Here is a 24,693-nt window from a genome sequence, read left to right as displayed (position 1 = left end):
CGGTATCGCGGTTTTTGATACCGGTCATTCAATGAGATTTTTGATTGTGGCAGCCGATGCATTTTCGAAGCGCTGAAAACGCTATGACACGATTGTCGAGTTTGCGATGCCTTCTAGCATTGTTTGCTCTCTTGTCGGTTTTGCTGTTACAGGTTGTATCCGTTTCCGCAGCCGATCGCGTGACATCTCCATTATCAGCGCTGACATTCCGGATGGCCGGCGACGATCTGCGAACGCGCATCGTTGTGATGTTTGATCGCGAGCCAAAGCTATCGACCTTGCTTCTCGATAATCCGCATCGCCTTGTCGTCGACCTGCCTGAAACACGGTTTGGTTTTGATGAGAAGAGTCTGGAAGCGCGTGGACTGGTATCGCGGGTTCGTTACGGACTGGTGGGTAAAGGGCGTTCACGCCTCATCCTGACACTAAGCGGCCCGTTCAAGGTCGAGGATCTGCGTGTTCTGAAAAATGAAAGCGCCTCGGGCTATCGCCTTGTGGCTGATATTGTTGCGACTTCGGACCGTGAGTTTGCAGACCAACTGAAGGGCCACGCGGAAATAACAAGTTCCACGGATCGCAGTGAAAAACCCGTTCAGGCATCTACACAGAATGAGGCGGCCCGTTCGTTCACGGTCATGATCGATCCCGGTCACGGCGGCATCGACAGCGGTGCGGAAAGCCTGAGCGGTATCAAGGAAAAAGACCTGACACTGGCTTTCGGACAGGAGCTGCGGGATCGTCTGGCGCAGGACAAGAACATCAAAGTACTGATGACCCGCGACGACGACACTTACCTGCGTCTTTCAGAACGCGTGCGGATCGCCCGCCAGCATGAGGCGGACCTGTTCATATCCATCCATGCCGATACGATTAACCAGCATGATATTCGTGGCGCGACGGTTTATACCATCTCCGACAAGGCGTCGGACTCTGTCGCCCGTGCCATGGCCGAGCGCGAAAACAAGTCTGACACCCTGGCAGGCGCGGCACCAGAGGAGCAGCCTGAGGTCACCGACATTCTTCTCGACCTGACGAGACGCGAAACGCATACGTTCTCGCTCAGCTTCGCTGAAAAGGTGATTCATTCCCTGCAAGGGCAGGTGAATCTCATCAATAACCCGCATCGCTTTGCTGGTTTTCAGGTGCTGCGCGCGCCGGATGTACCCTCCGTTCTGATCGAAATCGGCTATCTGTCCAACGCCGAGGATGAAAAGCTGATCAGCAATCCTGAGTGGCGCAAAAAGCTTGCGGACCGTCTGGCGATTGCGATCAAGGCGTTCGAAACGTTGAAACATCCCGCAAGCATGAGCAAAGGGTAGGGGAATGAAATAAGGAGATTCTCCTTAAATTCGCTCCAGCTTATAAGATGCATGCATGCAACAGTTTTGCGGATTTTCATCGTGCAGACAAAAGTGACCGTGTTAAATTGGTAAAAACACGTAAACCATCTTGCCTTTGACTCATTTGCTGGTCACTAAGCCAGTGGTTGCCATATGGCATAATTGGGTTAAAGGGTTGGCTGTTTGTGCTTTGACCCTTATCATATGAATAATCTGAAGGCAGGATTCCGCATTTATGGTAAGGCTTATCGGATATTTCTTCGGGATCGGAACGGTGCTAATGCTCCTCGTGGCAGGTGGCGTCGCCCTTTCCGTCGGAAGTCTCACGAAGGATTTGCCAGATTACGAGGTGCTCGCAAAATACGAGCCGCCCGTAATGACGCGCGTTCACGCTTCGGATGGTAGTCTTATGGCGGAATTTGCGCGAGAACGCCGCATGTATCTGCCGATACAGGCCGTACCCAATCGCGTGAAAGCGGCGTTCGTTTCTGCCGAAGACAAGACCTTCTACGAACATCATGGTCTCGATTTTGCGGGGCTCGCCCGCGCCATGTTAACGAACGTCAAGAATCTGGGCTCCGGTCGTCGTCCGGTTGGCGCATCCACGATTACGCAGCAGGTCGCTAAGAACTTCCTCCTGACGTCGAAGCAGACCTATGATCGCAAGATCAAGGAAGCTATTCTGGCGATGCGCATCGAGCAGGCCTATTCAAAGGACCGTATTCTCGAGCTTTATCTCAACGAAATCTTTTTCGGTCTGGGGTCATACGGTATCGCCAGCGCGGCACTGACCTATTTCGACAAATCGGTTGGCGAACTCTCCATCGCGGAAAGCGCTTATCTTGCGGCTCTGCCAAAAGGCCCGAACAACTATCATCCATTCCGTCAGCCAGAGCGCGCCATCGAGCGCCGCAACTGGGTGATCGACCGGATGAACGAAAACGGCTACATCACTGCGGAAGAAGCAACGGAAGCCAAGAAGCAACCGCTCGGTGTGAAGGAACGTTCAGACGCCCATTATGTGTTTGCATCTGAATATTTCACCGAGGAAGTGCGCCGCCAGATCATCCAGAAATACGGCGTCGATGCGCTTTACGAAGGCGGCCTTTCAGTCCGTACTACGCTGAATCCGACTTTGCAGGTTGAAGCTCGCAAGTCCTTGCAGGCGGCGCTGCTCCGTTATGATGAGGCGCGTGGCTGGCGTGGCCCGATGAAGAATGTCGAGCTCGGCAATGATTGGGGTACGGCATTCGGTGACATGCAGTCTTACGCGGACGTACCGGAATGGCAGCTCGCCATCGTGCTCAATGTGTCCGCCGCTGGCGCAGATATCGGTCTGCAGCCGCCGCTTGAGGCATCAGGCTCGCGCAGCAAGGAGCGCAAGCGCGCATTCATCGCTGCGGACGATATGAAGTGGGCGATGCGCGTCGTAAATATCGGCGGCAAGCGTACCAGTGCGAAATCGCCGGAAGGCGTGCTGAAAGCTGGCGATATTGTTTACGTCTCCAAGGCGGGCGAATCCCGTTTCCGTCTGCAGCAGCCGCCAAAGCTCGAAGGCGCACTGGTTGCCATGGACCCGCATACAGGCCGTGTTCTGGCCATGGTTGGCGGTTTCTCCTATGCGGAATCGGAATTCAACCGCGCAACGCAGGCCTATCGTCAGCCCGGCTCGTCGTTCAAGCCGTTCGTCTATGCTGCGGCTCTCGATAATGGCTATACGCCTGCTTCCGTGGTCCTTGATGGTCCGCTGGAAGTTAATCAGGGCGGCACGTTGGGCGTTTGGGCACCGAAGAATTATTCAGGCAAGTTCTCCGGCCCTTCTACGCTGCGCTACGGTATCGAACAATCGCGTAACGTTATGACTGTGCGTCTCGCGCAGGACATGGGCATGAAGCTGGTGGCTGAATATGCCGAACGCTTCGGTATCTACGACAAGATGCTGCCGGTTCTTTCAATGGCGCTCGGCGCTGGCGAAACCACTGTTTTGCGTATGGTGACGGCCTATTCCATCATGGCGAATGGCGGCCAGAGCATAACCCCGTCGATGATCGACCGTATTCAGGATCGCTACGGCAAGACCGTGTTCAAGCACGATGCTCGCCAGTGTGAGGGCTGCAATGCGCAGGATTGGGCAAATCAGGACGAGCCGACGCTGATCGACAATCGCGATCAGGTGCTCGATCCTATGACCGCCTACCAGATTACTTCGATGATGGAAGGCGTCGTTCAGCGCGGCACAGCGCAGATTTTGAAGAGCCTCGACCGTCCGATGGCCGGCAAGACCGGCACGACCAACGATGAGAAGGACGCCTGGTTCGTCGGCTTTACCCCCGATCTCGTGGTTGGTGTCTTCATGGGCTACGATACGCCGACGCCGCTCGGTCGCGGCAATACCGGCGGTGGTCTGGCAGCGCCTGTGTTCAAGTCCTTCATGGAACAGGCTCTGGTTGGCACGCCGAAAGTGGATTTCCGCGTTCCGGAAGGCATGACGGTCATCGCGATCAACCGCAAGACCGGCATGCGTGCAAATCCCGGCGATCCGAACGTCATCATGGAAGCTTTCAAGCCGGGTACGGGTCCATCGGACAGCTATTCGGTTATCGGCATGGATTCCTTCCGCGAGGGTTCTCCGGTTGCGCCGCAGTCGCCGCAGGCAACACGTGCGATCAACTCGGGTTCCGGCGGACTTTACTGACCGGGAAAGCAGGGCTTTGCCCTTTACACCGCGCCGCGTGCTCACTATGGTCCGCGGCGCTTGGACTGTCTGTCCATGCCTGAAAGTCTGAGCTTCTCAACGGCAGGCTCAGCTTCTCAAATAAACAGAATGATATTGAAGGAACGATTTGCCCATGCGCGCGGAAATCGAGACGCTGGTTGACGAAATCCAGCAGGCCATAAGCCTGCTGAGGAGGCATCTTTGACTGGGATCAGGCGATAAAACGTCTCGGCTATCTCAACCAGAGAGCCGAGGATCCTACGCTTTGGAATGATGCCCAGGAAGCCCAGAAGCTGATGCGCGAGCGCCAGCAGTTGGAAGACAGTATCAATGGCATCAACCATCTGACACAGACGCTGAACGACAGCATCGAACTTATCGCCATGGGCGAAGAAGAGGACGACAAGTCGATCATTCAGGACGCGGAAAAAACTATCCGCGAACTGAAGGAAGAGATCGACCGTCGCCAGATCGATATGCTTCTGTCGGGCGAAGCCGACGCGAACGACACCTATGTCGAAGTGCACGCTGGTGCTGGTGGTACGGAAAGCCAGGACTGGGCGTCGATGCTCCTGCGCATGTATACACGCTGGGCCGAGCGCAACGGCCGCAAGGTCGAAGTGATGGAAGTGCATGAAGGCGAAGAAGCGGGCATCAAGTCTGCAACCATTCTCGTCAAGGGGCACAACTCATACGGCATGATGAAGACCGAATCGGGCGTCCATCGTCTCGTGCGAATATCGCCCTATGATTCCAACGCTCGTCGCCACACGTCCTTTGCCAGCATTTGGGTCTATCCTGTTATCGATGACAATATCGATGTGCAGGTTACGGAAGCGGATGTTCGTATCGATACCTACCGCGCTTCAGGTGCCGGTGGCCAGCACGTCAATACCACCGACTCGGCAGTGCGTATCACGCATATTGCGACCGGGATCGTGGTGCAGTGCCAGGCGGAGCGCTCGCAGCACAAGAACCGCGAAAAGGCATGGTCTATGCTGCGCGCTCGCCTCTATGAAGACGAACTGAAAAAGCGCGAAGCAGCGACGGACGCGGCGAACGCCAACAAGACCGAGATCGGTTGGGGGCACCAGATTCGCTCCTACGTCCTGCAGCCTTATCAGCTCGTCAAGGATCTGCGCACTGGCGTTGAAAGCACCAACCCGCAGGAAGTGCTGGATGGCTCCGTTACGCCATTCATGGAAGCCGCGCTGGCCCACCGTATTCAGGGTGGCGGTGAAATGATCGACGATATCGACTGATCATTCGCAAACATGCGTACAAGAAAGCGAAACCCGGCCAGAGGCCGGGTTTTTTCGTTTCAGGATATCAGAGCAATGGCTCTATCTGTTTGCCTGCCTTGAGGAAATTGACGGGGTTGATCGCCCGACCGTTTTCTCGGACTTCATAGTGGAGATGACTGCCGGTCGAGCGTCCCGAACTGCCGGCCTCGCCGACAATGGTTCCGGCGGCAACCTGTTGACCGTCGCGTACCAGAACGCTGCTCAGATGGGCGAAACGGGTCGAAAATCCATTACCATGATCGATTTCGACCATGTTGCCATAACCGCCGAAACGACCAGCCTTCACGACCTTACCCGCTGCGGTGGACTTCACCGTCTGGCCGTAGGCGGCGCGAAAGTCGATACCGGAGTGAAAGGCAGCCGTACCTAGAAATGGATCGCGGCGCACGCCGAACAGGCTCGTTACGGGCTTGCCCGGAGCCGGGTTGGCCAGGGGCAGTGCGCTCACCCGTTTGCGCACCTGATCAAGCCGATCAAGCGCGCTGTCGAGGTTGCGCAATTGCATGTCGAAATCATTGACGACCATACCGGGTGACGAAACCGGGATAAGCGGCCCACCCATGGCCACAGCCGCATTGGCAGGCGTTTCGATACGCAGCCCGGCGGCGTTCAAAGTGTCGAGAATGCTGTCGGCCTTTTCATAAGCAGCGTCAGCCAGAACGCGCACCTTGCCATTCTGCTCGCTTTCGATGCGATGAAGGTTCTGTGTGATAGTGGCCAATATCTTGTCGGAAGTCTCAAGTGTTGATTCACCCGAAAGTCCGCCCGAAAGACGCAATCCGATGGAACCAGCATCGGCGCGGCGGTCAGGCTTTCCAGCAGGAGATTTTCCAGGAACAGGCCCAGTAATGATTGGATCGACACCCGGAAATTCGCGTCCAGCCAGCGCTTCATCGGGGATAAGCTGGCTATGCTGCTCAAGATCGGGTGCCTTTTCCGTCGGCATTTCCGGCATCGGCTGCAGTTGCGAAGCTCGTTCCAGCAGGGGGGCAAGTTTCCCGTCGCGTGCACTCAGCGTTTGCTGGCGTTGCATCAGTTCGGCAACCTTGTTCTCCATCACCTGCTGATCGAGCATCTGCCGGCTGGTAATGCGGTCAACCTCGGTGCGAAGGGCTGAAATGCGATCTTCGTAAAGCTGCTGGTTGCGGGCATGACGTGCGATACCGGCGCTCATGAGGTCGTCGCGAAGCACCAGATAGGCTGTTGCTCCGAGATACCCCACCGAAAGCGCCAGAAATGCAGCGCCTCCAAGAGCGGCCATCCATGGACGAAATGTGAAATGGCTGATCTTTTCGCCACGCGCAATAATCAGGACGGGCGGTTCCTTGCGCTCCCCGAACACCTTTTTCGTCGATGTTTTCGCCTGATTCCCAGTCATGCCAGCCGCATGCCCCTTCTCGATTCCCTTACTTGATTACAACTTATTAGGGTTAACAGACCTTTACATTCGAGGCTTGCGCGGGCCATGCGATGAGGTTTGTTTTTACCGAAGAGTTTTGAAACGGCTAGATGGAGACCGGCGACAAAGAGCGGTAGAAGGACGGCGTCAGTCCAGCCTCGGCGCGCGCCAGCTCATTGAAGGGTGGTTTGAGCTCGCCACGGAAGTTGGCGCGAACCAGTTCGCGAAATCTCGCTGCCGGATCGATTTTGTTTCGGGCGCAGAAGAAACGGAACCATTTAGCGCCAACAGCGACATGGGTTTTCTCGTCATTGTAGATGACGTCAAGAATTGCTGCGGTCTCACGGTCGCCGGTCTCGATCATCTTCTCGATCAGCGACGGCGTGACATCCAGCCCACGGGCCTCGAGTATAAGCGGCACGACAGCGAGACGAGCTTCCAGATTGTTGCGGGTCTGGTGCGCCGATTGCCAAAGCCCGTCATGAGCAGGCATGTCGCCATAGTCTGCGCCAAGCGACTTGAGACGATCACGCAACAGCGTGAAATGCCGCGCTTCGTCGTCGGCAACTTTCATCCAACCATCGAAGAAACTGCGCGGAATCTGTTTGGCTGCAAAACGGGCAACGATGTCGAGCGCAAGATCGATGGCGTTCAGTTCGATATGGGCGAGCGCGTGCATCAGCGCGATGCGCCCGTGTTCCGTGTGGAGCGACCGCTTTTTCAACATACGAGGAGGTAAGAGCTCCGGCTTTTCGGGGCGTCCGGGACGCTCGGGCAAAGGCGGATCGAGGGGGCTGCGAACCGACAGCGTGCGACCGAACCAGCGAGTAGCGGTTTCTCGCGTCAGCCTGACCTTTTCGTCGAGATCACCGGCGGATATGGCGCGGATGGCATTGCCGCGCAGCGTTTGCTCGTATGAAGGCTTGTTTGACATCGTTCAAAGGGCGCGGGCAGCTTCCAGAACTGCCTCAGCATGGCCGTCGACTTTGACCTTGTTCCAGACACGAGCGATGCGTCCTTCTGCATCGATCAGGAATGTCGTGCGTTCCACGCCCATATATTTGCGGCCATACATGCTCTTCTCGACCCACACGCCATAGGCTTCGAGCGCCACGCGATCTTCGTCGGCTGCGAGATCGACGGTCAGGTCATGTTTCTTACGGAATTTCGCATGCTTCGTCGCACTATCGGGGGAAAGACCGATAACGCGAGTGCCGATCTTGTCGAACTCCGGTTTCAATTGCGAGAAAGCAATCGCTTCCTTGGTGCAGCCGGAAGTATCGTCTTTCGGATAGAAGTAGATAACGACCGGCTTGCCTTTGAGGGACGAAAGGGAGATTTCGCCGCCATCCGACGGCAGAGTGAAATCTGGTGCCGGATCGCCAACTTGGGGATGAGCCATATCTGCGCCTTTCTTTTATGGATTAGGATGGAAACCACCTGTTACAGTCTGAGCTATCGCATTCAGGCAGGGCTTGTGCAACCATTGATGCTGGCGTGATTGTGATGCTGGTTGAGAGGCGCAAGGCTGCCGCTTCAAGCGCGCGGTACAGGTAGAAAGTAATTATAAAACAGGTAATTACGATCACTTAATGAAGTAAGTTCTAAAGGGTCGTGTGGAATGACACTCTTTTTCTGGCTGGGTTGTTGACAGAGAAACCTCAGAAGATCCGCTTCAGCAAGCGGGAGATGAAAAGAATCGAGCGTCTCGCCGCCGATGGCGAGGACGGCTTTTTGCCCGGCCCGGCGCGTTCGAGCCGTTCTATTCTATCGCGCTGTTCCCACGCGATTTTGTCGATCTGCATTCTTCTGGTTCTTGTCGTTGGTGCCGGTTTCGTCATTCTTCGCAGCGGTGTCGACAGCAATCTTCTGCGTGATGAAGCACAGAAAAGCCTGACGCATATTCTCGGCGAAGGTGCTTCCGCTTCCATCGGAAGTGCGGCGCTGTCGCTGGATCAGGATAGCCATGTGGCGCTGGAAGCTCGTGATGTATCTATCTCCGACCCGAAGCAGGGCGTCGAAATCAGCGGAATCAAATCCGTGCGCCTGGGGCTGGCGCCACTGCCCCTTTTGACGGGCAAGGTGCGCGTAGCCCAGCTAGAAGTGGATGGCGTTTCCTTTGAAATGCCGGAAACGAAAGGGCCGGGATTCTGGAAATCTCTGCCCTACGACGAACATGGCATTCTCGATTTTGATGCGGTTTCAGGTGAACTTTTCGCTGCCATGCGTCGCAGTCTGGAGCTTTTGCGCGCCCAGGACACGCATGTCATAGGCATTTTCAACAGTACCGTTGCTTTCAAGGTCGGCGATGAACAGCAGGTTCTGGACATCGAACAAGCCCGCCTCGTCGAAAATGGCGGGAAGATCGGAATTATCGGTAGCGTCGTCTGGAAAGGCAAGAAAATTGCACTGGATGGCAAGATCGACCGTCATTCAGGTGACAACAGTCTTGCCGGCTTTGAACTGAATATCCGCGATATTCCTGTTGCATTGGGGTCTCCGCCAGAAGTTGCGCCGGTCATAAACGGCAATCGTGTCAATCCGGCCCATTTTGAGCTGGAAGCATCAGCCCGCTTGTCGCTGATGGGATCGGCGGCCGATGGTGATAAGCCCGAACGTCTCGCGACAGAACTGGCCGTTGACGGCATAGATATGCAACTCGGCAAAGTGGAGGATGTGCGCGGTGGCATTCGTCTCAATCTCGAACACACGGTGGGAAGCCGTAAAATCGAGATCAAGTCGTCGCGACTGCAACTTGGCGGAATGCAGGCACAGTTCAACGGTGCGTTTGGTCCGGAACCGGACACCGAAAACAACACTGGCGGACCGACATATCGATTCGAGGTTCTGACGACATCGGCGACAAGTATGCCTGCGGAATCGACCGATCCGCCACTGTCCTTCGCAACGCGGATAGCCGGGCGTTACCTGGCGGATCAGCAACGCATCCAGTTTGCCAATCTTGATGTGCAGACGGAAACCGGGGAGCTGTTCGGTCAAGGAAGCATGGGATTCGGCGCCGGTTCGCCGGAAATGATCTTCATGCTGCGCATTCCCAAAATGCCGGTTGCCGATGCCAAGCATCTATGGCCGATCGATGTTGCCGATGGTGCACGCGAATGGGTGTTGAAGAACCTTTTCGGCGGAACCCTGAAGGACAGCCGCATCGATATTTCGCTCGCGGGCGGTCGCTTCAACGGGCCGGGCCTTCCTCCACCGTTAACGGGTGATGAAATCAAGGCCGATTTCAAGGTTTTCGATACGCGCTTCGATGTCGTTGGTGAACTGCCGCCTGTGCGGGATGCCGATGGCGAAATATCGGTCCGTGGAGCCTATACGACCATCAAGCTTCTGGATGGCGTAGCTTACACACCAAACAATCGTAAGGTCGACGTTTCCGACGGTACGCTGATAATCCCCTGGGGGCCGCAACGTCCCGTGATTGCAGAACTGGATCTGGGTGTCTCCGGTGAGGCATCGGCTATTGCTGAAATTGCCGGAAACAAGCCCATCGATGTTCTGAAAAATGTGCCGTTTTTGCCCGGCGATGTGACGGGCGATGTGAAATCGCGCGTAAAGGTGAGTTTTGCCGTTTCCAAAGACCCGCCGCCCGGCACGCTTCGCTGGAACGCTGATATCGGCTTCACCGGTCTGGACATTTCAAAGCCAATAGCGGGATCGTCCGTCAGCGATGCGACAGGCAGTATAAAGGTGGATCAGTCGGCCGCCATTATTACTGCCGATGCGAAGCTGGATGGCGTTCCTGCGAAGGTCAGTATGGTCGAACCGGTAGACCGTTCTGGACCGGTCAAACGCGAGCAGAAGGTCAAGCTGGATATCGACGACAAAACCCGCAACGCGGTCTTTCCGGGTCTTAATTCCATCTTCTCCGGTCCTATGTCGGTTGATCTCGGCATGGAGAATGGCGGCAAGCGCCACGTGTCAGCCGATCTTGGCAAAACACAGATCGATCTCCCCTGGCTCGGCTGGCGCAAGGGCGCAGGCATTCCGGCAAAAGCGACGTTTGACCTGGCCCAGAGCGCGGACGACAAGAGCAAGATGGACATCAGCAATCTTGTCTTTTCAGGCGACGCCTTTGGCGCGAAGGGTGATCTTTCCATTGCAAAGGGTGATTTCCAATCGGCGAATTTCAGCGAGATACGTCTGAACCGAAACGATAATCTTGCAGTCAAGGCGACCAAAAGCGGAGGCGGCTATCGGGTCAATGTGCGTGGCTCGCAGTTCGACGCACGGGCGCTCATCAAGCAGGTCTCCGATCTTGGCGAGAAGGGCGCCGCCGGGGGTAAATCCAACAATCCCCGCGTGGTGGTGAGCGCCCAGCTTGATGAAGTCAGCGGCTTTAACAGTGAAACGCTGCGCAATGTCGCTGTTTCCTATGAAAGCGCGGGCAGCAAAGTTTCGGGCGTTTCGGTCAATGCCGTTACGTCGTCAGGTGAATCCTTTGTTGCCACGAACAACGATCAGGGCGATGCACGCTCCATTTCGTTGCAGTCCAATGATGCGGGGGCGGTTCTTCGTTTCTTCGATTTCTATGACAAGATGCGCGGCGGCAAGATCACGGTTGGTCTCGCGGCACAGGGCAACGGCCCATTGCGTGGCCAGATCGATGCGCGCAACTTTGCGATCATCAACGAACCGCGTCTTGCGAAAATCGTTTCCAGTTCGCCATCGAACGGCGGGACAAGTCTCAGTCAGGCTGTAAAGCGCGATATCGACGTTTCGCGCGTTGATATCGAGCGCGGCTTTTCGCTGATTGAAAAGGGCAATGGCTATCTGAACCTGTCCAAGGGCGTGGTGCGCGGGCCGACTGTCGGCACGACCTTCCAGGGAACGCTTTATGACAAGCAGGGCAACATGTCGATCACCGGAACATTCATGCCCGCCTACGGCGTCAACCGGTTGTTTGGTGAACTGCCCATCGTCGGTGCGTTGCTCGGCAACGGCCGTGATCGCGGCCTGATCGGAATTACCTACAAGCTTGCGGGAAGTGCCAAGCAGCCGCAGGTGATCGTCAATCCAATCTCCGTCATCGCACCGGGCATATTCCGCTCAATCTTCGAATTTTGATACAAAAAAGCCGGGCGCAAGACCCGGCTTTGTTTGTTCAATCGTCGTCCAGCTTATGCAGGACGGATCAGCACGTGACGCTTCTTGCCCAGCGACAGCTTGATGACGCCCTGATCATTCAACGCAGTCGCATCGATGGTCATACGAGGATCGCTGACAGGTTCGTCATTGATGCGCACGGCGCCACCTTCGACATGACGGCGGGCTTCGCCATTGGTGCTGCAAAGTTCGGCCAGAACCATCAATGCCAGCACACCGATGCCGCTGTTCAGCGTCGCCTTGTGAACGCCGACTGTCGGGAGATTTTCCGACAATTCGCCATCCTCAAAGGTCTTGCGAGCCGTTTCTGCGGCTTCCTCGGCTGCGTCACGACCATGAAGCATAGCCGTTACTTCCGTTGCGAGGATTTTCTTCGCTTCATTGATTTCGACGCCTTCAAGTGCGGCCAGCTTGGCGACTTCGTCCAGCGGAAGCGTCGTGTAAAGCTTCAGGAACCGCTCGACATCGGCATCTTCCGTGTTGCGCCAGTACTGCCAGAAGTCATAGGCGCTCAGCATATCCGCGTTCAGCCAGATAGCACCGCCAAGCGACTTGCCCATCTTCTGGCCGGATGCTGTCGTCAGCAGCGGCGAGGTGAGGGCATAAAGCTGGGGGGTTCCCATACGGTGACCGAGATCGATACCGTTGATGATGTTGCCCCACTGATCCGAGCCGCCCATCTGCAGACGCAGATCGTAGCGCTTGCTCAGTTCTACGAAATCGTAGGCCTGCAGGATCATGTAGTTGAATTCGAGGAATGACAGCGACTGCTCACGATCAAGGCGCGTCTTCACCGAATCGAACGAAAGCATGCGGTTGACCGAGAAATGACGGCCTACATCGCGCAGGAATTCCAGATAGTTGATGTTGCGCAGCCAGTCGGCATTATTGACCATAAGGGCATCGGTCGCACCGTCACCGAAGGTAAGGTAGTTGGCGAAGACACGCTTGATACCGGCAATGTTTTCGGCAATCGTATCTTCGGTCATCAGCTTGCGGGCTTCGTCCTTGAAGGACGGATCGCCGACCATGCCGGTGCCGCCGCCCATCAGTGCGACTGGCTTGTGCCCGGTCTGCTGGAGCCAGTGCAGCATCATGATCTGGATCAGGCCGCCTGCATGAAGGCTAGGAGCCGTAGGATCGAAGCCGATATAGGCCGTCACGGTTTCCTTGGCCAACAATTCGTCGAGGCCACTTTCATCGGAAATCTGATGAATGAAGCCACGCTCGGAAAGCGTGCGAAGAAAATCGGATTTGAAACCGGACATTCCTTTTCCCTGACTGATAAGGCGAAGTTGAAACTGGTCGCAAGCGGTTGCTTACATCCCTGTGATAAGTCCGCCTTTAGCACCAATCAACCGCCAATAACAAGGAAACTCCCGAATTGGAGGGTTGCGAACCAGTAATTTGGCTTCATCGATTGGAAGCAGCCGGCGTTGGTTAGTCTCAGTGTTGTGCGGTGTTTGAAAACAGATTGAGCACAATGACACCGGCAATAATCAATCCCATGCCAAGCACTGCGGCAAGATCAAGCTTCTGGCCGAACACCAGCCAGCCGATCAGCGCAACGAGCGTGACCCCGATCCCGGACCAGACCGCATAGGCGATTCCGACAGGGATGCTCTTCAGTGTCATGGAGAGAAAGTAAAAGGCGAGACCGTAAGCGACGACAACGATCAGGGACGGCCCCAGTCGTGTGAAACCTTCTGATGCTTTGAGGCTGAGCGTTCCGATGACCTCGGACACGATGGCAATAGCGAGGATGGCATAAACCGGCATGTCACGCTCATGAGATCGATTGAAGAAAACGAATCATTGGATTGCGATGATAGCATCGCATGAAAAATCCGGCGGGAGGCCCGCCGGATGAGACGCTGCAAATCTGGAAAACGACTTGCGAAATTCTTGTAAAGGCTTAACGCAGGCGCTTCGGACGCGCTTCAACCAGTTCGCCAGCCAGACGGCGATCAAGATATTCGGCGCAATCCTCAATGAGTTCGTCGCCCTGTCCGGCGAAGAAGTGGTTCGCGCCGGGGATCGTGGTCTGGGTGATTGTGATACCCTTCTGGGTCTTCAGCTTGTCCACCAGAGCCTGCACGTCCTTCGGCGGAGCAACCTTGTCCTGATCGCCATGGATGATGAGACCGGACGAAGGGCAGGGTGCCAAGAAGGAGAAATCGTAGGTGTTCGGCTGCGGCGCAACGGAAATGAAGCCTTCGATTTCCGGGCGACGCATCAGCAACTGCATCCCGATCCATGAACCGAACGAATAGCCGGCGACCCAGCACGTCTTGGAGTCAGGGTGAAGCGCCTGCACCCAGTCGAGCGCACTTGCAGCATCCGATAATTCACCTGCGCCATGGTCGAATTCACCTTGGCTGCGGCCTATGCCGCGGAAATTGAAGCGCAGCGTGGTAAAGCCGCGCTGCTGGAACATGTAGAAAAGATCATAAACGATCTTGTTGTTCATCGTTCCGCCGAACTGCGGATGGGGATGAAGGATAAGCGCGATCGGAGCATTCTTTTCTTTGGAAGGCTGATAGCGACCTTCGAGGCGTCCGGCAGGGCCGTTGAAAATAACTTCTGGCATGTGTACTCCGCTCGTAACGGGAAGACCGGACTGGGGCGACGAAACTTGACGTTGTTGGACGCCGCTTCTAGAACCGGTTTGAAATTTCGACAGACTGAAAGCGAGTTTCAGTTCCTATGGGGGCTTAATAGGCTTTTCTTGATTGAAAATTCAAGAAAATTGCGCTTCCAGAATTTTGTTTAGGAGATAGGTACGGTGAGCGGGAGCGGCAAGAGGCTCTATCTGGATTATAATGCCAGTGCTCCGTTGCTTGATGAAGCACGGGATGCAGTCATCTATGCTCTTGGCATTCCTGGCAATCCATCCTCCGTGCATCGTGAGGGCCGCGCCGCGCGCGCCCTCGTTGAAGCAGCACGGCGCAGCGTGGCAGCGCTCGTCAATGCCAGGCCAGACCATGTTTTCTTTACATCTGGAGCAACGGAAGCCGCATCGACGCTGCTAACACCCAATTACATGATGGGGCGTTCACCGGTCCGCCTGTCACATCTTTACGTGAGTGATACGGAACACCCTTGCATGCTGTCCGGGGGGCAGTTTGCAGTGCAGGATGTCACCGTTTTGCCGGTTGACGTAAATGGCATCATAAAACTTGATGACCTGAAAACAGCTCTCGCCGGTCACGATAAAAGCCAGGGGCTGCCGCTCGTGGCGATCCAGGCTGCCAATAATGAAACCGGCATCATCCAGCCGATTGCGGAAATTGCCGCTATCGTGAAGGCAGCAGGCGGCATTTATATCATCGATGCTGTCCAGGCCGCAGGGCGCATTAAGTTAGATATTTCAGATAATTGTGGAGATTACCTCATAATCTCCTCACACAAGATTGGTGGGCCCAAAGGTGTCGGTGCAATTATCGCTATTTCCGATCTCATGATGCCGCGCGCGCTTGTTCGCGGTGGTGGTCAGGAGAAGGGGCATAGAGCAGGAACTGAGGCTCTGCCGCTGATTGCAGGTTTCGGTGCTGCGGCTGATATTGCCAAAGCGCGACTGGACGATGATGGCTGGTCCCCGGCGATGCGGGACAAGTTGGAAGCCGGACTTGAAGCCATAGCCCCGGATGCGGTGATATACGGAAAGTCGGTTGGCAGATTGCCCAATACGACGTTCTTTTCCCTTGAGGAGCAAAAGGCGGAAACCGTGCAGATCGCCTTTGATCTCGGCGGAATTGCTCTCTCGGCAGGCTCGGCCTGCTCATCTGGAAAAGTCGGTCCCAGCCATGTGCTGTCAGCCATGGGACATGGGGACAGTCTCGGAGCGATCCGCGTGTCGCTTGAGCCAACAGCAACGCCCGATCAAGTCGACGCGTTTCTCAATGTGTTCCGCAAAATTATCGAGCGCCGCGCCAAGAAGGTGTGATTGTAATTCAAAAATCGAGGCCGAGCTTCTGCTTTGCAGCAGCGATATAGCCCTCGTAGCGCGTTTTGAATTCTTCCCGTTTGGCGATATCTGCTGCGATATCGTCGGAAGCGCTGGCATTTGAAATATTGAACTTGTTGTGGGCGTCCTGAAAAAATTTCAGCTGCTCGATGGTGCGGCCCTCATCATTCACCTGCTGTTCGAGAAATTTTACATAGTCCTGCAGATTTTGGGTGCTCATCATGGTCTCCCTTTCCTTTAGCTATCTATGTTCCTACATGTACACGGCAAGGGGCAGGTATGATTCTGATCGCTCGTCCGGAAATTCCAATTTTTTAAAAGAAATCAAGGCACCAAAGCCGGGATGTGCCGCCTGCAATTGCCGTTTCACCGGGCTGTTTCATTAAGTTGATCGTTTTAATCGGCATTTTTAAGGGCAAATTTGAACCCGGTGCTTGAAATTCAGTTTAGAGAGGTTTTAAAGAAGGGCCACGCACACTATATTGAGGCGGTATTGTTCAAGACATATCACCTTGACGTTTGCAACTGTCGGGCCTTGACCCCGACGAGGATGGAGAACGCCAATGCCTGCAGTGCAGGAGACCATTGATCAGGTCCGCGGCCTTGACGTGGACCAGTACAAGTATGGCTTCGAGACGATGATCGAAGCCGAGAAGGCTCCCAAGGGCCTCAACGAAGATATCATTCGCTTCATTTCCGCCAAGAAGAACGAGCCGGAATGGATGCTGGAATGGCGTCTGAAAGCCTATGAACGCTGGCTCACCATGGAAGAGCCGACATGGGCGCGCGTCGATTATCCGAAGATCGATTTTCAGGACGCCTATTATTATGCAGCGCCGAAAAACCAGTCCGGCCCGAAATCGCTTGATGAAGTCGATCCGGAGTTGCTGAAGACATACGAAAAGCTTGGCATTCCGTTGCGCGAGCAGGAAATCCTTGCTGGCGTCCGCAAGCAGGGTGAGCCGAGCGAAATCGATGGAAATCCTTCCGACAATGTCTATGCGTCCGGCCGCGTTGCCGTTGATGCCGTGTTCGACAGTGTGTCGGTGGTTACGACCTTCAAGGAAGAACTTGCCAAAGCTGGTGTAATCTTCTGTTCGATTTCGGAAGCGATCCGCGAACATCCTGAACTGGTGCAGAAGTATCTGGCTTCAGTGGTTCCTGTTTCGGACAACTATTACGCGACGCTGAATTCGGCTGTCTTCACCGATGGTTCGTTTGTCTATGTTCCAAAGGGCGTTCGTTGCCCAATGGAGCTTTCGACCTATTTCCGCATCAACGAAAAGAACACCGGCCAGTTCGAACGTACGCTCATCATCGCTGATGAAGGCGCGTATGTTTCCTATCTGGAAGGTTGCACCGCACCGCAGCGCGATGAAAATCAGCTGCACGCGGCTGTCGTTGAGCTGATTGCGCTCGAAAACGCCGAAATCAAATACTCGACGGTCCAGAACTGGTATCCGGGCGACAGCAGCGGCAAGGGCGGTATCTACAACTTCGTCACCAAGCGTGGCGATTGCCGTGGCGACAATTCCAAGATCTCCTGGACACAGGTTGAAACCGGCTCCGCCATCACCTGGAAATACCCGTCCTGCATTCTGCGCGGCGACAATTCACGCGGTGAGTTCTACTCGATTGCTGTGTCGAACGGTTATCAGCAGATCGACTCGGGCACCAAGATGCTGCACCTCGGCAAGAACACGTCGAGCCGCATCATCTCCAAGGGGATCTCGGCTGGCAAGTCGAACAACACCTATCGCGGACAGGTTTCTGCCCATCGCAAGGCCGAAAATGCCCGTAACTTCACCCAGTGCGACTCGCTCCTGATCGGCAACGATTGCGGCGCGCATACGGTGCCGTATATCGAGGCGAAAAACGCGACGGCGCAGTTCGAACACGAGGCAACCACCTCCAAGATTTCGGAAGATCAGCTGTTCTATGTGATGCAGCGCGGCATTCCGGAGGAGGAGGCAATTGCTCTCATCGTCAATGGCTTCGTGAAGGAAGTCATTCAGGAACTGCCGATGGAATTCGCCGTCGAAGCCCAGAAGCTTATCGGCATTTCGCTTGAGGGCAGCGTCGGTTAACCGACGCGCTCCTTCCATCTCGCATCAGATTTTCTGGCCAGCCTTTTCCTGGCATTAGAACAAGGTTTACATTCATGCTTGAGATCAAGAACCTCCATGCAAAGATCGCCGACACGGATACCGAGATCATCCGTGGCCTGAACCTCACAGTGAACAAGGGTGAAGTTGCTGCGATCATGGGTCCGAACGGTTCGGGCAAGTCGACGCTTTCCTACATCCTCGCCGGTCGCGAGGATTATGAAGTGACGGAAGGCGACATTCTTTATAATGGCGAGTCGATCCTCGAACTCGACCCGGCTGAACGCGCCGCCAAGGGCATTTTCCTTGCTTTCCAGTATCCGATGGAAATTCCGGGCGTTGCTACGATGGAATTCCTGAAGGTTGCGATGAACAGTCAGCGCAAGGCGCGCGGCGAGCCGGAACTGAAGATTCCGGAATTCATCAAGCGCGTGAAGGACGCCGCCGGCCAGCTCAGCATTGATATGAACATGCTGAAACGTCCGCTCAATGTCGGCTTTTCGGGCGGCGAAAAGAAGCGCGCTGAAATTCTTCAAATGCAGCTTCTGGAACCAAGTCTCTGCGTGCTCGACGAAACCGACTCCGGCCTCGACATCGACGCGCTGAAGATTGTATCGGAAGGCGTGAACGCACTGCGTTCGCCAGATCGTGCCGTGATCGTCATCACCCACTATCAGCGTCTGCTCGAATACATCGTTCCCGATAGCGTGCACGTGCTTTACAAGGGGCAGGTTATCAAGTCCGGCGACAAGAGCCTCGCACTGCATCTGGAAGAAAACGGTTATGCCGAAGTAATCGGCGAAGCAGCCTGAGGAGGAATGGATCATGAATATCCAGACCGCCCCGGCTACCAAGCCGAGAACACCCGCTGAAAGCGCGCTGATCGACAGTTTTGCCGACCGCATGGGTGACCTGCCGGGCAATGGTGATGTTGTCGTTGCACGTGATGCGGCGCTTGAAACACTCAAGGAGAATGGCATTCCGTCCCGCCGCGTCGAAAGCTGGCATTATACGGATTTCCGAACGCTTCTGAAGGGTGTGGCGCCGTTCGACGCTGCTGCTGGAACACAAGCATTGCCTGCGCTCATTGCCGGGTCGTCCGTCGCTGCCGCAAGCAATGGCGTAGCTCTTACCGCAAAAGCGCCTGAAGGCGTGTCGCTGACCCCGGTTCGCGAGGCGTTGGCTGACGGTTCGCTCGTCACCCAGCTTCGGTCGCGCGGTTTCGACGATACGATCGGCCAGATCAATGCCGCCTATGTCAGCGATGGTTGGATGGTTTCGATTGCCGATGACACCGAACTGGAAGCGCCATTGGAGCTCCAGAACATCCAGAGGGCCGGACAGGGACACACGCGTTTCCCTGTTCGCATCGGTGCGAACGTCAAGGGCACCATCGTGGAGCGCCAGAATGGCGGCGAGAGCGATGCCTTCTCCACCTCTGTCAATCACGTAACCGTTGGCGACGGCGCTGAAATCCTCTGGATCATCCTGCGTGATTTTGGTCAGGCAACGCAGCTTTCGCAGTTCAATGCAACGATTGGCAAGGGCTCCAAGCTTACGCTCTATATCGTCAATGCGGGCGGCAAGCTGGTTCGTCAGGAAGTGCACGTCAATGTGACGGGTGAGGACTCCGACTTCGAGCTTCGCGGCCTTAATCTTCTGGCCGACGACACGCACACCGATATCACCATGACGGTTGGCCATCTGGTGGAAAATACGCGTTCGACCCAGATCATTCGCAACGTGGTCAAGGACCGTGCGCGTGGCGTTTTCCAGGGCATGATCCGCGTTGCGCAGATCGCCCAGAAGACCGACGCTCGCATGGCCTGCAACACGCTGCTGCTTTCGGATGATGGCGAGTTCGATGCCAAGCCCGAACTCGAAATCTTTGCCGATGACGTGGCCTGCGGTCACGGTGCGACGGTTGCCGAATTGTCGAGGGACTATCTGTTTTATCTGATGGCCCGCGGCATTCCGGAAAACGAGGCACGTGGCCTGCTGATCAAGGCATTCATCGCCGAGATTATCGAAGAGCTGGAAGACGAAACGCTGGTTGAGGCACTGGAAGAAATGCTGTCCAACTGGCTCGCCACCCACGCCTGATTGATTAAGGCAGAGTGTGCAGGTGTACGCTCTGCCTTTTCCTGCCGAAACGGCAAGAGGAACGATCATGGACCAGAAGAATCCGCTTATAGCGCGCTATGACGTCGAGGCGATCCGCCGGGACTTTCCGATCCTTTCGAGAGAAGTACACGGCAAGCCACTGATCTATCTCGACAATGGTGCATCGGCGCAAAAGCCTCAGAGTGTCATCGACGCTGTGACGCACGCTTATTCCAACGAATATGCCAATGTTCATCGTGGCCTGCATTTTTTGTCGAATGCGGCAACGGATGCCTATGAAAAGTCGCGCGAAACGGTACGGCGCTTTCTGAATGCCGGTTCGGTGGACGAAATTGTCTTCACGAAGAATGCGACCGAAGCCATCAACACGGTCGCCTATGGCTATGGCATGCCGAATATCGGTGAGGGTGATGAAATCCTGCTATCGATCATGGAGCATCACTCCAACATCGTGCCGTGGCATTTCATTCGTGAAAGACAGGGTGCAAAACTGGTCTTCACACCGGTGGATGACGAAGGCATCTTCCATATCGAGGAATTTGAAAAACGTCTGACTGAGCGTACCAAGCTCGTCGCCATCACGCATATGTCGAATGCGCTCGGGACCGTTACACCGATCAAGAAGATCGTGGAACTAGCCCATGCACGCGGCATTCCGGTTTTGGTTGATGGCAGTCAGGGCGCTGTGCACCTGCCTGTCGACGTGCAAGATCTCGGCTGCGACTGGTATGTCTTTACCGGCCACAAGGTTTACGGACCATCCGGCATCGGCGTCCTCTATGGTTGTTCGGAAATGCTTGAGAAGATGCGTCCTTTCCAAGGCGGCGGCGAAATGATTGAGGAAGTGACGGAAGAAAACGTCACCTACAACCACCCACCTCATCGCTTCGAAGCGGGTACGCCGCCCATCGTTCAAGCCATTGGTCTTGGCGCTGCGCTTGAATATATGGAAAAGATCGGCCGTCATGCGATCCTCGCTCATGAGGAGGATTTACGTGATTATGCTCATGAGCAGCTTGGTCGGATCAACTCATTGCGTATTTTTGGCAATGCACCGGACAAGGGAGCCATCATTTCGTTTGCGCTTGAAGGAATTCACGCGCATGACGTATCGATGGTGATCGACCGGGCGGGGGTTGCGGTACGAGCCGGAACACATTGCGCGCAGCCGCTCTTGAAACGCTTCGGCGTTACCTCTACATGCCGTGCATCCTTCGCCCTGTATAATACCCGTGCTGAAGTGGATGCATTGGCGGAAGCCTTGGAAAAGGCAAGGAAATTTTTCGGATGACCGATATGGAACAGAAAGTTCAGGACAAAGCCGATACCGCGCATGTCGAGGGCAGCGAGAAGGCCGAAGGCAATTCGGTATTCTCCGCTTCTGCCATTCCTCAGGAAGTTCTCCTGCGCATGACGGACGACATCATCGCGGCCTTGAAGACGGTTTATGACCCGGAGATTCCGGCCGATATCTATGAACTCGGCCTCGTCTACAAAATTGATATCGAAGACGATCGCACTGTGAAGATCGAGATGACGCTGACAGCTCCTGGCTGCCCGGTTGCAGGTGAAATGCCAGGCTGGGTCGAGAACGCGGTTAGTGCAGTTGAGGGCGTTTCAATGGTTGAAGTCACGATGACATTCGATCCGCCATGGACGCCAGACCGTATGTCCGAAGAGGCTCAGGTGGCCGTCGGCTGGTATTAAAATCTGACAAGTATCAAAAATGCGGCTTTCGGGGCCGCATTTTTGATTCCGCAACGGGAAGCGCGTTAGTGCGTGTTTCGATCTGATTGGATCAGATCGACGCTCTAAATACTTGTTCTAACGCGCATCCGAAAACGGTTTCACACTTTTCGGGATGCGCTCTAAAAGCCTGTCGTCTTCGCATAATGCAGGGGCCGTTTCCCACAGCAAGCTTGAAGCAATCCTACAATCCGAAGACCGCAAGCTTCTGTACGGCTGGGCATATGTGAAAGCCCGAAAAGGCATGAAGCTTAGCCGATTTGCATTAGAAAATATGATGAATGACCGACAAATGAGAAGGAAAATTGATCAATTAACCCAAGTAATTGCGAACAATCTCAACCGATTGTATCAAGTTCGGTTGACAGTCGAGCTAGACAGCGTGTCCGAAAACGACGATAACTCACATCAACAAACGGTATCGTCCGAGAAGTGCGCGACACACTGGAGAGCGCCGGACGCCAAGCCCAAGAACATCCCTTCTCTTCATGAGAAAATGAAACCCGCTGCATAGCGGATGGGCACCAATATGCGGGTGCAAGTAGCAGGCGACCGAATGTCCAACCGGTTGCCGGGAGGTGCAAATCCTCCCACAGCGCCAAATACGGCGATATAGCTCAACGGTAGGGCAATGGTTTTGTAAACCGGAGGCTGTGGGTTCAAATCCTACTGTCGGCACCAAAACAGCGCGGGTCGATATGCTGGATGGAAACATCGAAATACGTCCGGGAGCAATTGCCTGATCTCCCTTATCAAAGCTGACTGTTTCCAGCGCTGGGGGTCGGCCCCGGCTTACCTCCATACCGTTTCCGGCAAATCGGGTGCGAGGGACAACGATAGCCGGCAGGCAATGACGCCTCTACAGAATGCCGAGGGTCACAAGCCTGATAGCAGGGCGCGGAACGGGTCATCATACCGGTCTACGGCGCGGAGTGGGGAAGCCCCAGCCCTGAATATTCGAGGCAATGCCTCAACGAGCAGTCGGAAGCCCACGGTTCGAGTCCGTGCATGGGCCAAGGGAAGGCCACCGGCCCGCAACCTACGGTAAATTGGTGACGGGTGGAGAGAGTGCCGCGCATGCTTCAGCCGTCGCCTTCGGGTGGCGGCTTTTTCATTGGAGAGAGCCGGCGGAACTAAAACGGGATGGCTTCATCCTGCGGCATAGACCGGAGCTTCAAGAAGTCATCGCGGTCGAATATTCCGTACCTTTCTATCCAGACCTTCAGGTCAAAGGTGGCGTGTCGGACGAACTCTTGCGCGGTTTCCATTTCGGTGAACTCATATGGCCGTGACGTACCGTCTTCGAGAAGTTCCAATACCTTGATCTGATACATTGCTGCCCTCCTGTTTCCATCAGGATAGCGCATCTGTCTAAATAAGCGATCAATATTCAGCCCCGCCATCGAGCGGGGTTTTTTCATTTGGTGGGCAGTGATTTCTCGCTCATCACGTTCATCTCATATCGGGCCAATGAGGCGATCTTGTCGAGAGCTTGGTCAACATTGGCAGGGATGCCTTCGTGTGTCCCTGCTTCGGCGGCTATATCATGGATAAGGCTCAAAACTTCGCACAATTGTTCTCGCGTCTCGTAAGTCATTTCAGGCTCCTTGGTTGTAACAGTTTCTATGAACCTAAGTGGCCGCTCAAAAAATGAAGCGCAAGTGATTTGAAATTCAAAACTGTGGTGAGATTGCCCTGCCAGAAGCCCGTAATACGGAGGCAGAACATGCCGTTGAATAAATCACTTGTGATCACGCCTGAAATGAAACAGGCGGATGCGATAGCCGCGATTGTTAACTCCTACCGCGCCGCGATCCAATCCATGATCGACCGGACGGCCAACGAGCGGCAATATGACGACGGCAACTCACTCGCAAGTTATGTCAACTCGACTGTTCCTGAATGGGCCGCTGAAGCACAGGCGTTCGTCGTCTGGCGTGATCAGATATGGACCTACTCGCTTGGCGAACTCGAAAAGGTAAAGAGCGGACAGCGCGAACAACCGAGTTCGGGAGACTTTCTTGCCGAATTGCCCGCGTTTGAATGGCCCGAATAACGATATCGATAACTCGGCACACCGCGCCACCCACTAAGGCGGCTTTTTCTTTGCCAATAAAAAACCTCGGCGGGGGGCTTGCCGAGGCTGTGCGTAGTTGAAGCGGGGGCTTCAACCGCACCACTTCATCATCTCACAAACTTGCAAAGATGCAATCGTTGAGACGCGGCATTCACAGTGTCCAGCCGTAAGCTGCGAGAGCAGCTCCACCAATGGCGCCGATCACAGACCATCCAATCATGCTGATACCCATAAAGCTGTGATACGTGTCCGCTGAAATCTTCTTGAAAACTGCAGCCACGAAGAGGTTTGCGACTGCGCCGACAACTAGACCGATACCGTTTGCGACATATGCCGCTGGATGAAGCGCCATGCTCTGCATGAAATACGGTCTCAATAGGTAAGTCGCTCCCAGCATCCCTGCGATCAGGACGAAAACCGAAACCATTCCGAAACCGGACCATCTTACTAACATTTGGTGAATTACCTTTGTCTTGGAGAAGATCAGGCGGTAATGGCCCTTGCCAGTTTTGCGGACAACCCTTTGACGACAAAATCCTCAAGAAAAACCCCGGAACGAGCCGGGGTCTATGTTCATTGTTTTCGTCTGGTATCCCAGAAAAGCATTGATATGACCCAGAGCAGCGCAACGAGGATTGTGCCCTCAATTAGAAAATACCAGTGCATGGCACGCCTCACATCGGAATTCTACCGCCGCTCGAGACTTTGCTAGTCATCCATGGGATTGCCGCTTCCGGCTGTTCAAGCAGATTGCGCTTTCTCGCGAAGCCTTCGAAGGCGTCACGCGC

The 24,693-nt window shown here is 55.0% G+C and carries 21 protein-coding genes and 1 tRNA gene; 12 read left to right on the top strand and 10 right to left on the bottom strand.

Going from position 1 to position 24,693, the window contains the following annotated elements; translation table 11 throughout:
• Positions 1-56: 56 nt before the first annotated feature.
• From HWX93_RS20280 to prfB, 3 genes are all read left to right on the top strand, one after another.
• On the top strand, positions 57-1,319 hold the full coding sequence (locus HWX93_RS20280; protein WP_412842149.1) for an N-acetylmuramoyl-L-alanine amidase: 1,263 nt from the start codon (positions 57-59) through the stop codon (positions 1,317-1,319).
• Positions 1,320-1,575: 256 nt separating this feature from the next.
• Positions 1,576-4,035 (top strand): penicillin-binding protein 1A, encoded by a 2,460-nt coding sequence (locus HWX93_RS20275; RefSeq protein WP_176038504.1) that lies wholly within the window; start codon positions 1,576-1,578, stop codon positions 4,033-4,035.
• A gap of 154 nt (positions 4,036-4,189) precedes the next feature.
• A protein-coding gene (gene prfB, locus HWX93_RS20270) for a peptide chain release factor 2 (RefSeq protein WP_176038503.1) occupies positions 4,190-5,318 on the top strand; the annotation gives its coding sequence in 2 pieces (ribosomal slippage) (positions 4,190-4,258 and positions 4,260-5,318; 1,128 coding nt in all).
• Between the two features lie 67 nt (positions 5,319-5,385).
• Here the strand turns inward: prfB and HWX93_RS20265 are convergent.
• From HWX93_RS20265 to HWX93_RS20255, 3 genes are all read right to left on the bottom strand, one after another.
• On the bottom strand, positions 5,386-6,738 hold the full coding sequence (locus tag HWX93_RS20265) for a M23 family metallopeptidase (RefSeq protein ID WP_176038502.1): 1,353 nt from the start codon (positions 6,736-6,738) through the stop codon (positions 5,386-5,388).
• A gap of 127 nt (positions 6,739-6,865) precedes the next feature.
• The gene (locus HWX93_RS20260; protein WP_151557955.1) at positions 6,866-7,693 is read right to left on the bottom strand and encodes a ferritin-like domain-containing protein; all 828 of its coding nucleotides are present in this window, start codon (positions 7,691-7,693) and stop codon (positions 6,866-6,868) included.
• A 3-nt stretch (positions 7,694-7,696) separates the two neighbouring features.
• Entirely contained in the window at positions 7,697-8,161 is a 465-nt protein-coding gene (locus tag HWX93_RS20255; RefSeq protein ID WP_151557953.1) for a peroxiredoxin, read from the bottom strand.
• Between the two features lie 287 nt (positions 8,162-8,448).
• Between HWX93_RS20255 and HWX93_RS20250 the strand changes: the two genes are divergently transcribed.
• A complete protein-coding gene (locus tag HWX93_RS20250; protein WP_151677512.1) occupies positions 8,449-11,847 on the top strand; it encodes an AsmA family protein in 3,399 nt (1,132 codons plus the stop codon).
• Between the two features lie 53 nt (positions 11,848-11,900).
• On the opposite strand, the gene tyrS is transcribed toward HWX93_RS20250, so the two are convergent.
• The 3 genes from tyrS to HWX93_RS20235 all read right to left on the bottom strand — a co-directional run bounded on the left by tyrS (position 11,901) and on the right by HWX93_RS20235 (position 14,476).
• Positions 11,901-13,154, bottom strand: coding sequence for a tyrosine--tRNA ligase (tyrS, locus tag HWX93_RS20245; protein ID WP_151557949.1), 1,254 nt, complete (start codon positions 13,152-13,154; stop codon positions 11,901-11,903).
• Positions 13,155-13,332: 178 nt separating this feature from the next.
• On the bottom strand, positions 13,333-13,665 hold the full coding sequence (locus HWX93_RS20240) for a DMT family transporter (protein WP_010661279.1): 333 nt from the start codon (positions 13,663-13,665) through the stop codon (positions 13,333-13,335).
• A gap of 136 nt (positions 13,666-13,801) precedes the next feature.
• Positions 13,802-14,476, bottom strand: a complete 675-nt coding sequence (locus tag HWX93_RS20235) for an alpha/beta hydrolase (protein WP_061346388.1) — start codon at positions 14,474-14,476, stop codon at positions 13,802-13,804.
• A 195-nt stretch (positions 14,477-14,671) separates the two neighbouring features.
• On the opposite strand from HWX93_RS20235, the gene HWX93_RS20230 reads away from it, so the two are divergent.
• The gene (locus tag HWX93_RS20230) at positions 14,672-15,832 is read left to right on the top strand and encodes a cysteine desulfurase family protein (RefSeq protein ID WP_109987700.1); all 1,161 of its coding nucleotides are present in this window, start codon (positions 14,672-14,674) and stop codon (positions 15,830-15,832) included.
• 7 nt (positions 15,833-15,839) lie between these two features.
• On the opposite strand, the gene HWX93_RS20225 is transcribed toward HWX93_RS20230, so the two are convergent.
• A complete protein-coding gene (locus HWX93_RS20225) occupies positions 15,840-16,073 on the bottom strand; it encodes a hypothetical protein (RefSeq protein WP_109987720.1) in 234 nt (77 codons plus the stop codon).
• A gap of 343 nt (positions 16,074-16,416) precedes the next feature.
• Between HWX93_RS20225 and sufB the strand changes: the two genes are divergently transcribed.
• The 6 genes from sufB to HWX93_RS20195 all read left to right on the top strand — a co-directional run bounded on the left by sufB (position 16,417) and on the right by HWX93_RS20195 (position 22,509).
• Positions 16,417-17,940: a Fe-S cluster assembly protein SufB gene (gene sufB / locus HWX93_RS20220; protein ID WP_176038501.1), complete on the top strand. Its 1,524-nt coding sequence runs from the start codon at positions 16,417-16,419 to the stop codon at positions 17,938-17,940.
• Between the two features lie 74 nt (positions 17,941-18,014).
• Positions 18,015-18,770 carry a Fe-S cluster assembly ATPase SufC gene (gene sufC, locus HWX93_RS20215; protein WP_109987702.1) on the top strand — a complete coding sequence of 252 codons (756 nt, stop codon included), beginning with the start codon at positions 18,015-18,017 and terminating at the stop codon, positions 18,768-18,770.
• A 13-nt stretch (positions 18,771-18,783) separates the two neighbouring features.
• Entirely contained in the window at positions 18,784-20,061 is a 1,278-nt protein-coding gene (sufD, locus tag HWX93_RS20210; protein ID WP_109987703.1) for a Fe-S cluster assembly protein SufD, read from the top strand.
• Between the two features lie 67 nt (positions 20,062-20,128).
• Positions 20,129-21,373 carry a cysteine desulfurase gene (locus HWX93_RS20205; protein WP_109987704.1) on the top strand — a complete coding sequence of 415 codons (1,245 nt, stop codon included), beginning with the start codon at positions 20,129-20,131 and terminating at the stop codon, positions 21,371-21,373.
• Positions 21,370-21,789 carry an SUF system Fe-S cluster assembly protein gene (locus tag HWX93_RS20200; protein WP_109987705.1) on the top strand — a complete coding sequence of 140 codons (420 nt, stop codon included), beginning with the start codon at positions 21,370-21,372 and terminating at the stop codon, positions 21,787-21,789. Before HWX93_RS20205 ends, HWX93_RS20200 begins: the two co-directional genes overlap by 4 nt.
• Before the next feature lie 645 nt (positions 21,790-22,434).
• Positions 22,435-22,509: transfer RNA gene (locus tag HWX93_RS20195), tRNA-Thr, on the top strand.
• Between the two features lie 452 nt (positions 22,510-22,961).
• On the opposite strand, the gene HWX93_RS20190 is transcribed toward HWX93_RS20195, so the two are convergent.
• A complete protein-coding gene (locus HWX93_RS20190) occupies positions 22,962-23,162 on the bottom strand; it encodes a hypothetical protein (RefSeq protein ID WP_146206480.1) in 201 nt (66 codons plus the stop codon).
• An 83-nt stretch (positions 23,163-23,245) separates the two neighbouring features.
• Positions 23,246-23,425 carry a hypothetical protein gene (locus tag HWX93_RS20185; protein WP_176038500.1) on the bottom strand — a complete coding sequence of 60 codons (180 nt, stop codon included), beginning with the start codon at positions 23,423-23,425 and terminating at the stop codon, positions 23,246-23,248.
• A 129-nt stretch (positions 23,426-23,554) separates the two neighbouring features.
• On the opposite strand from HWX93_RS20185, the gene HWX93_RS20180 reads away from it, so the two are divergent.
• Positions 23,555-23,884, top strand: a complete 330-nt coding sequence (locus HWX93_RS20180) for a hypothetical protein (RefSeq protein WP_109989912.1) — start codon at positions 23,555-23,557, stop codon at positions 23,882-23,884.
• A 172-nt stretch (positions 23,885-24,056) separates the two neighbouring features.
• On the opposite strand, the gene HWX93_RS20175 is transcribed toward HWX93_RS20180, so the two are convergent.
• On the bottom strand, positions 24,057-24,359 hold the full coding sequence (locus HWX93_RS20175) for a hypothetical protein (RefSeq protein ID WP_235969159.1): 303 nt from the start codon (positions 24,357-24,359) through the stop codon (positions 24,057-24,059).
• Between the last annotated feature and the right edge of the window lie 334 nt (positions 24,360-24,693).

It is taken from the genome of Brucella tritici, assembly GCF_902825325.1.
In the GTDB taxonomy this organism is placed as follows: domain Bacteria; phylum Pseudomonadota; class Alphaproteobacteria; order Rhizobiales; family Rhizobiaceae; genus Brucella.
This window is presented reverse-complemented; position numbering and strand designations above follow the sequence as displayed.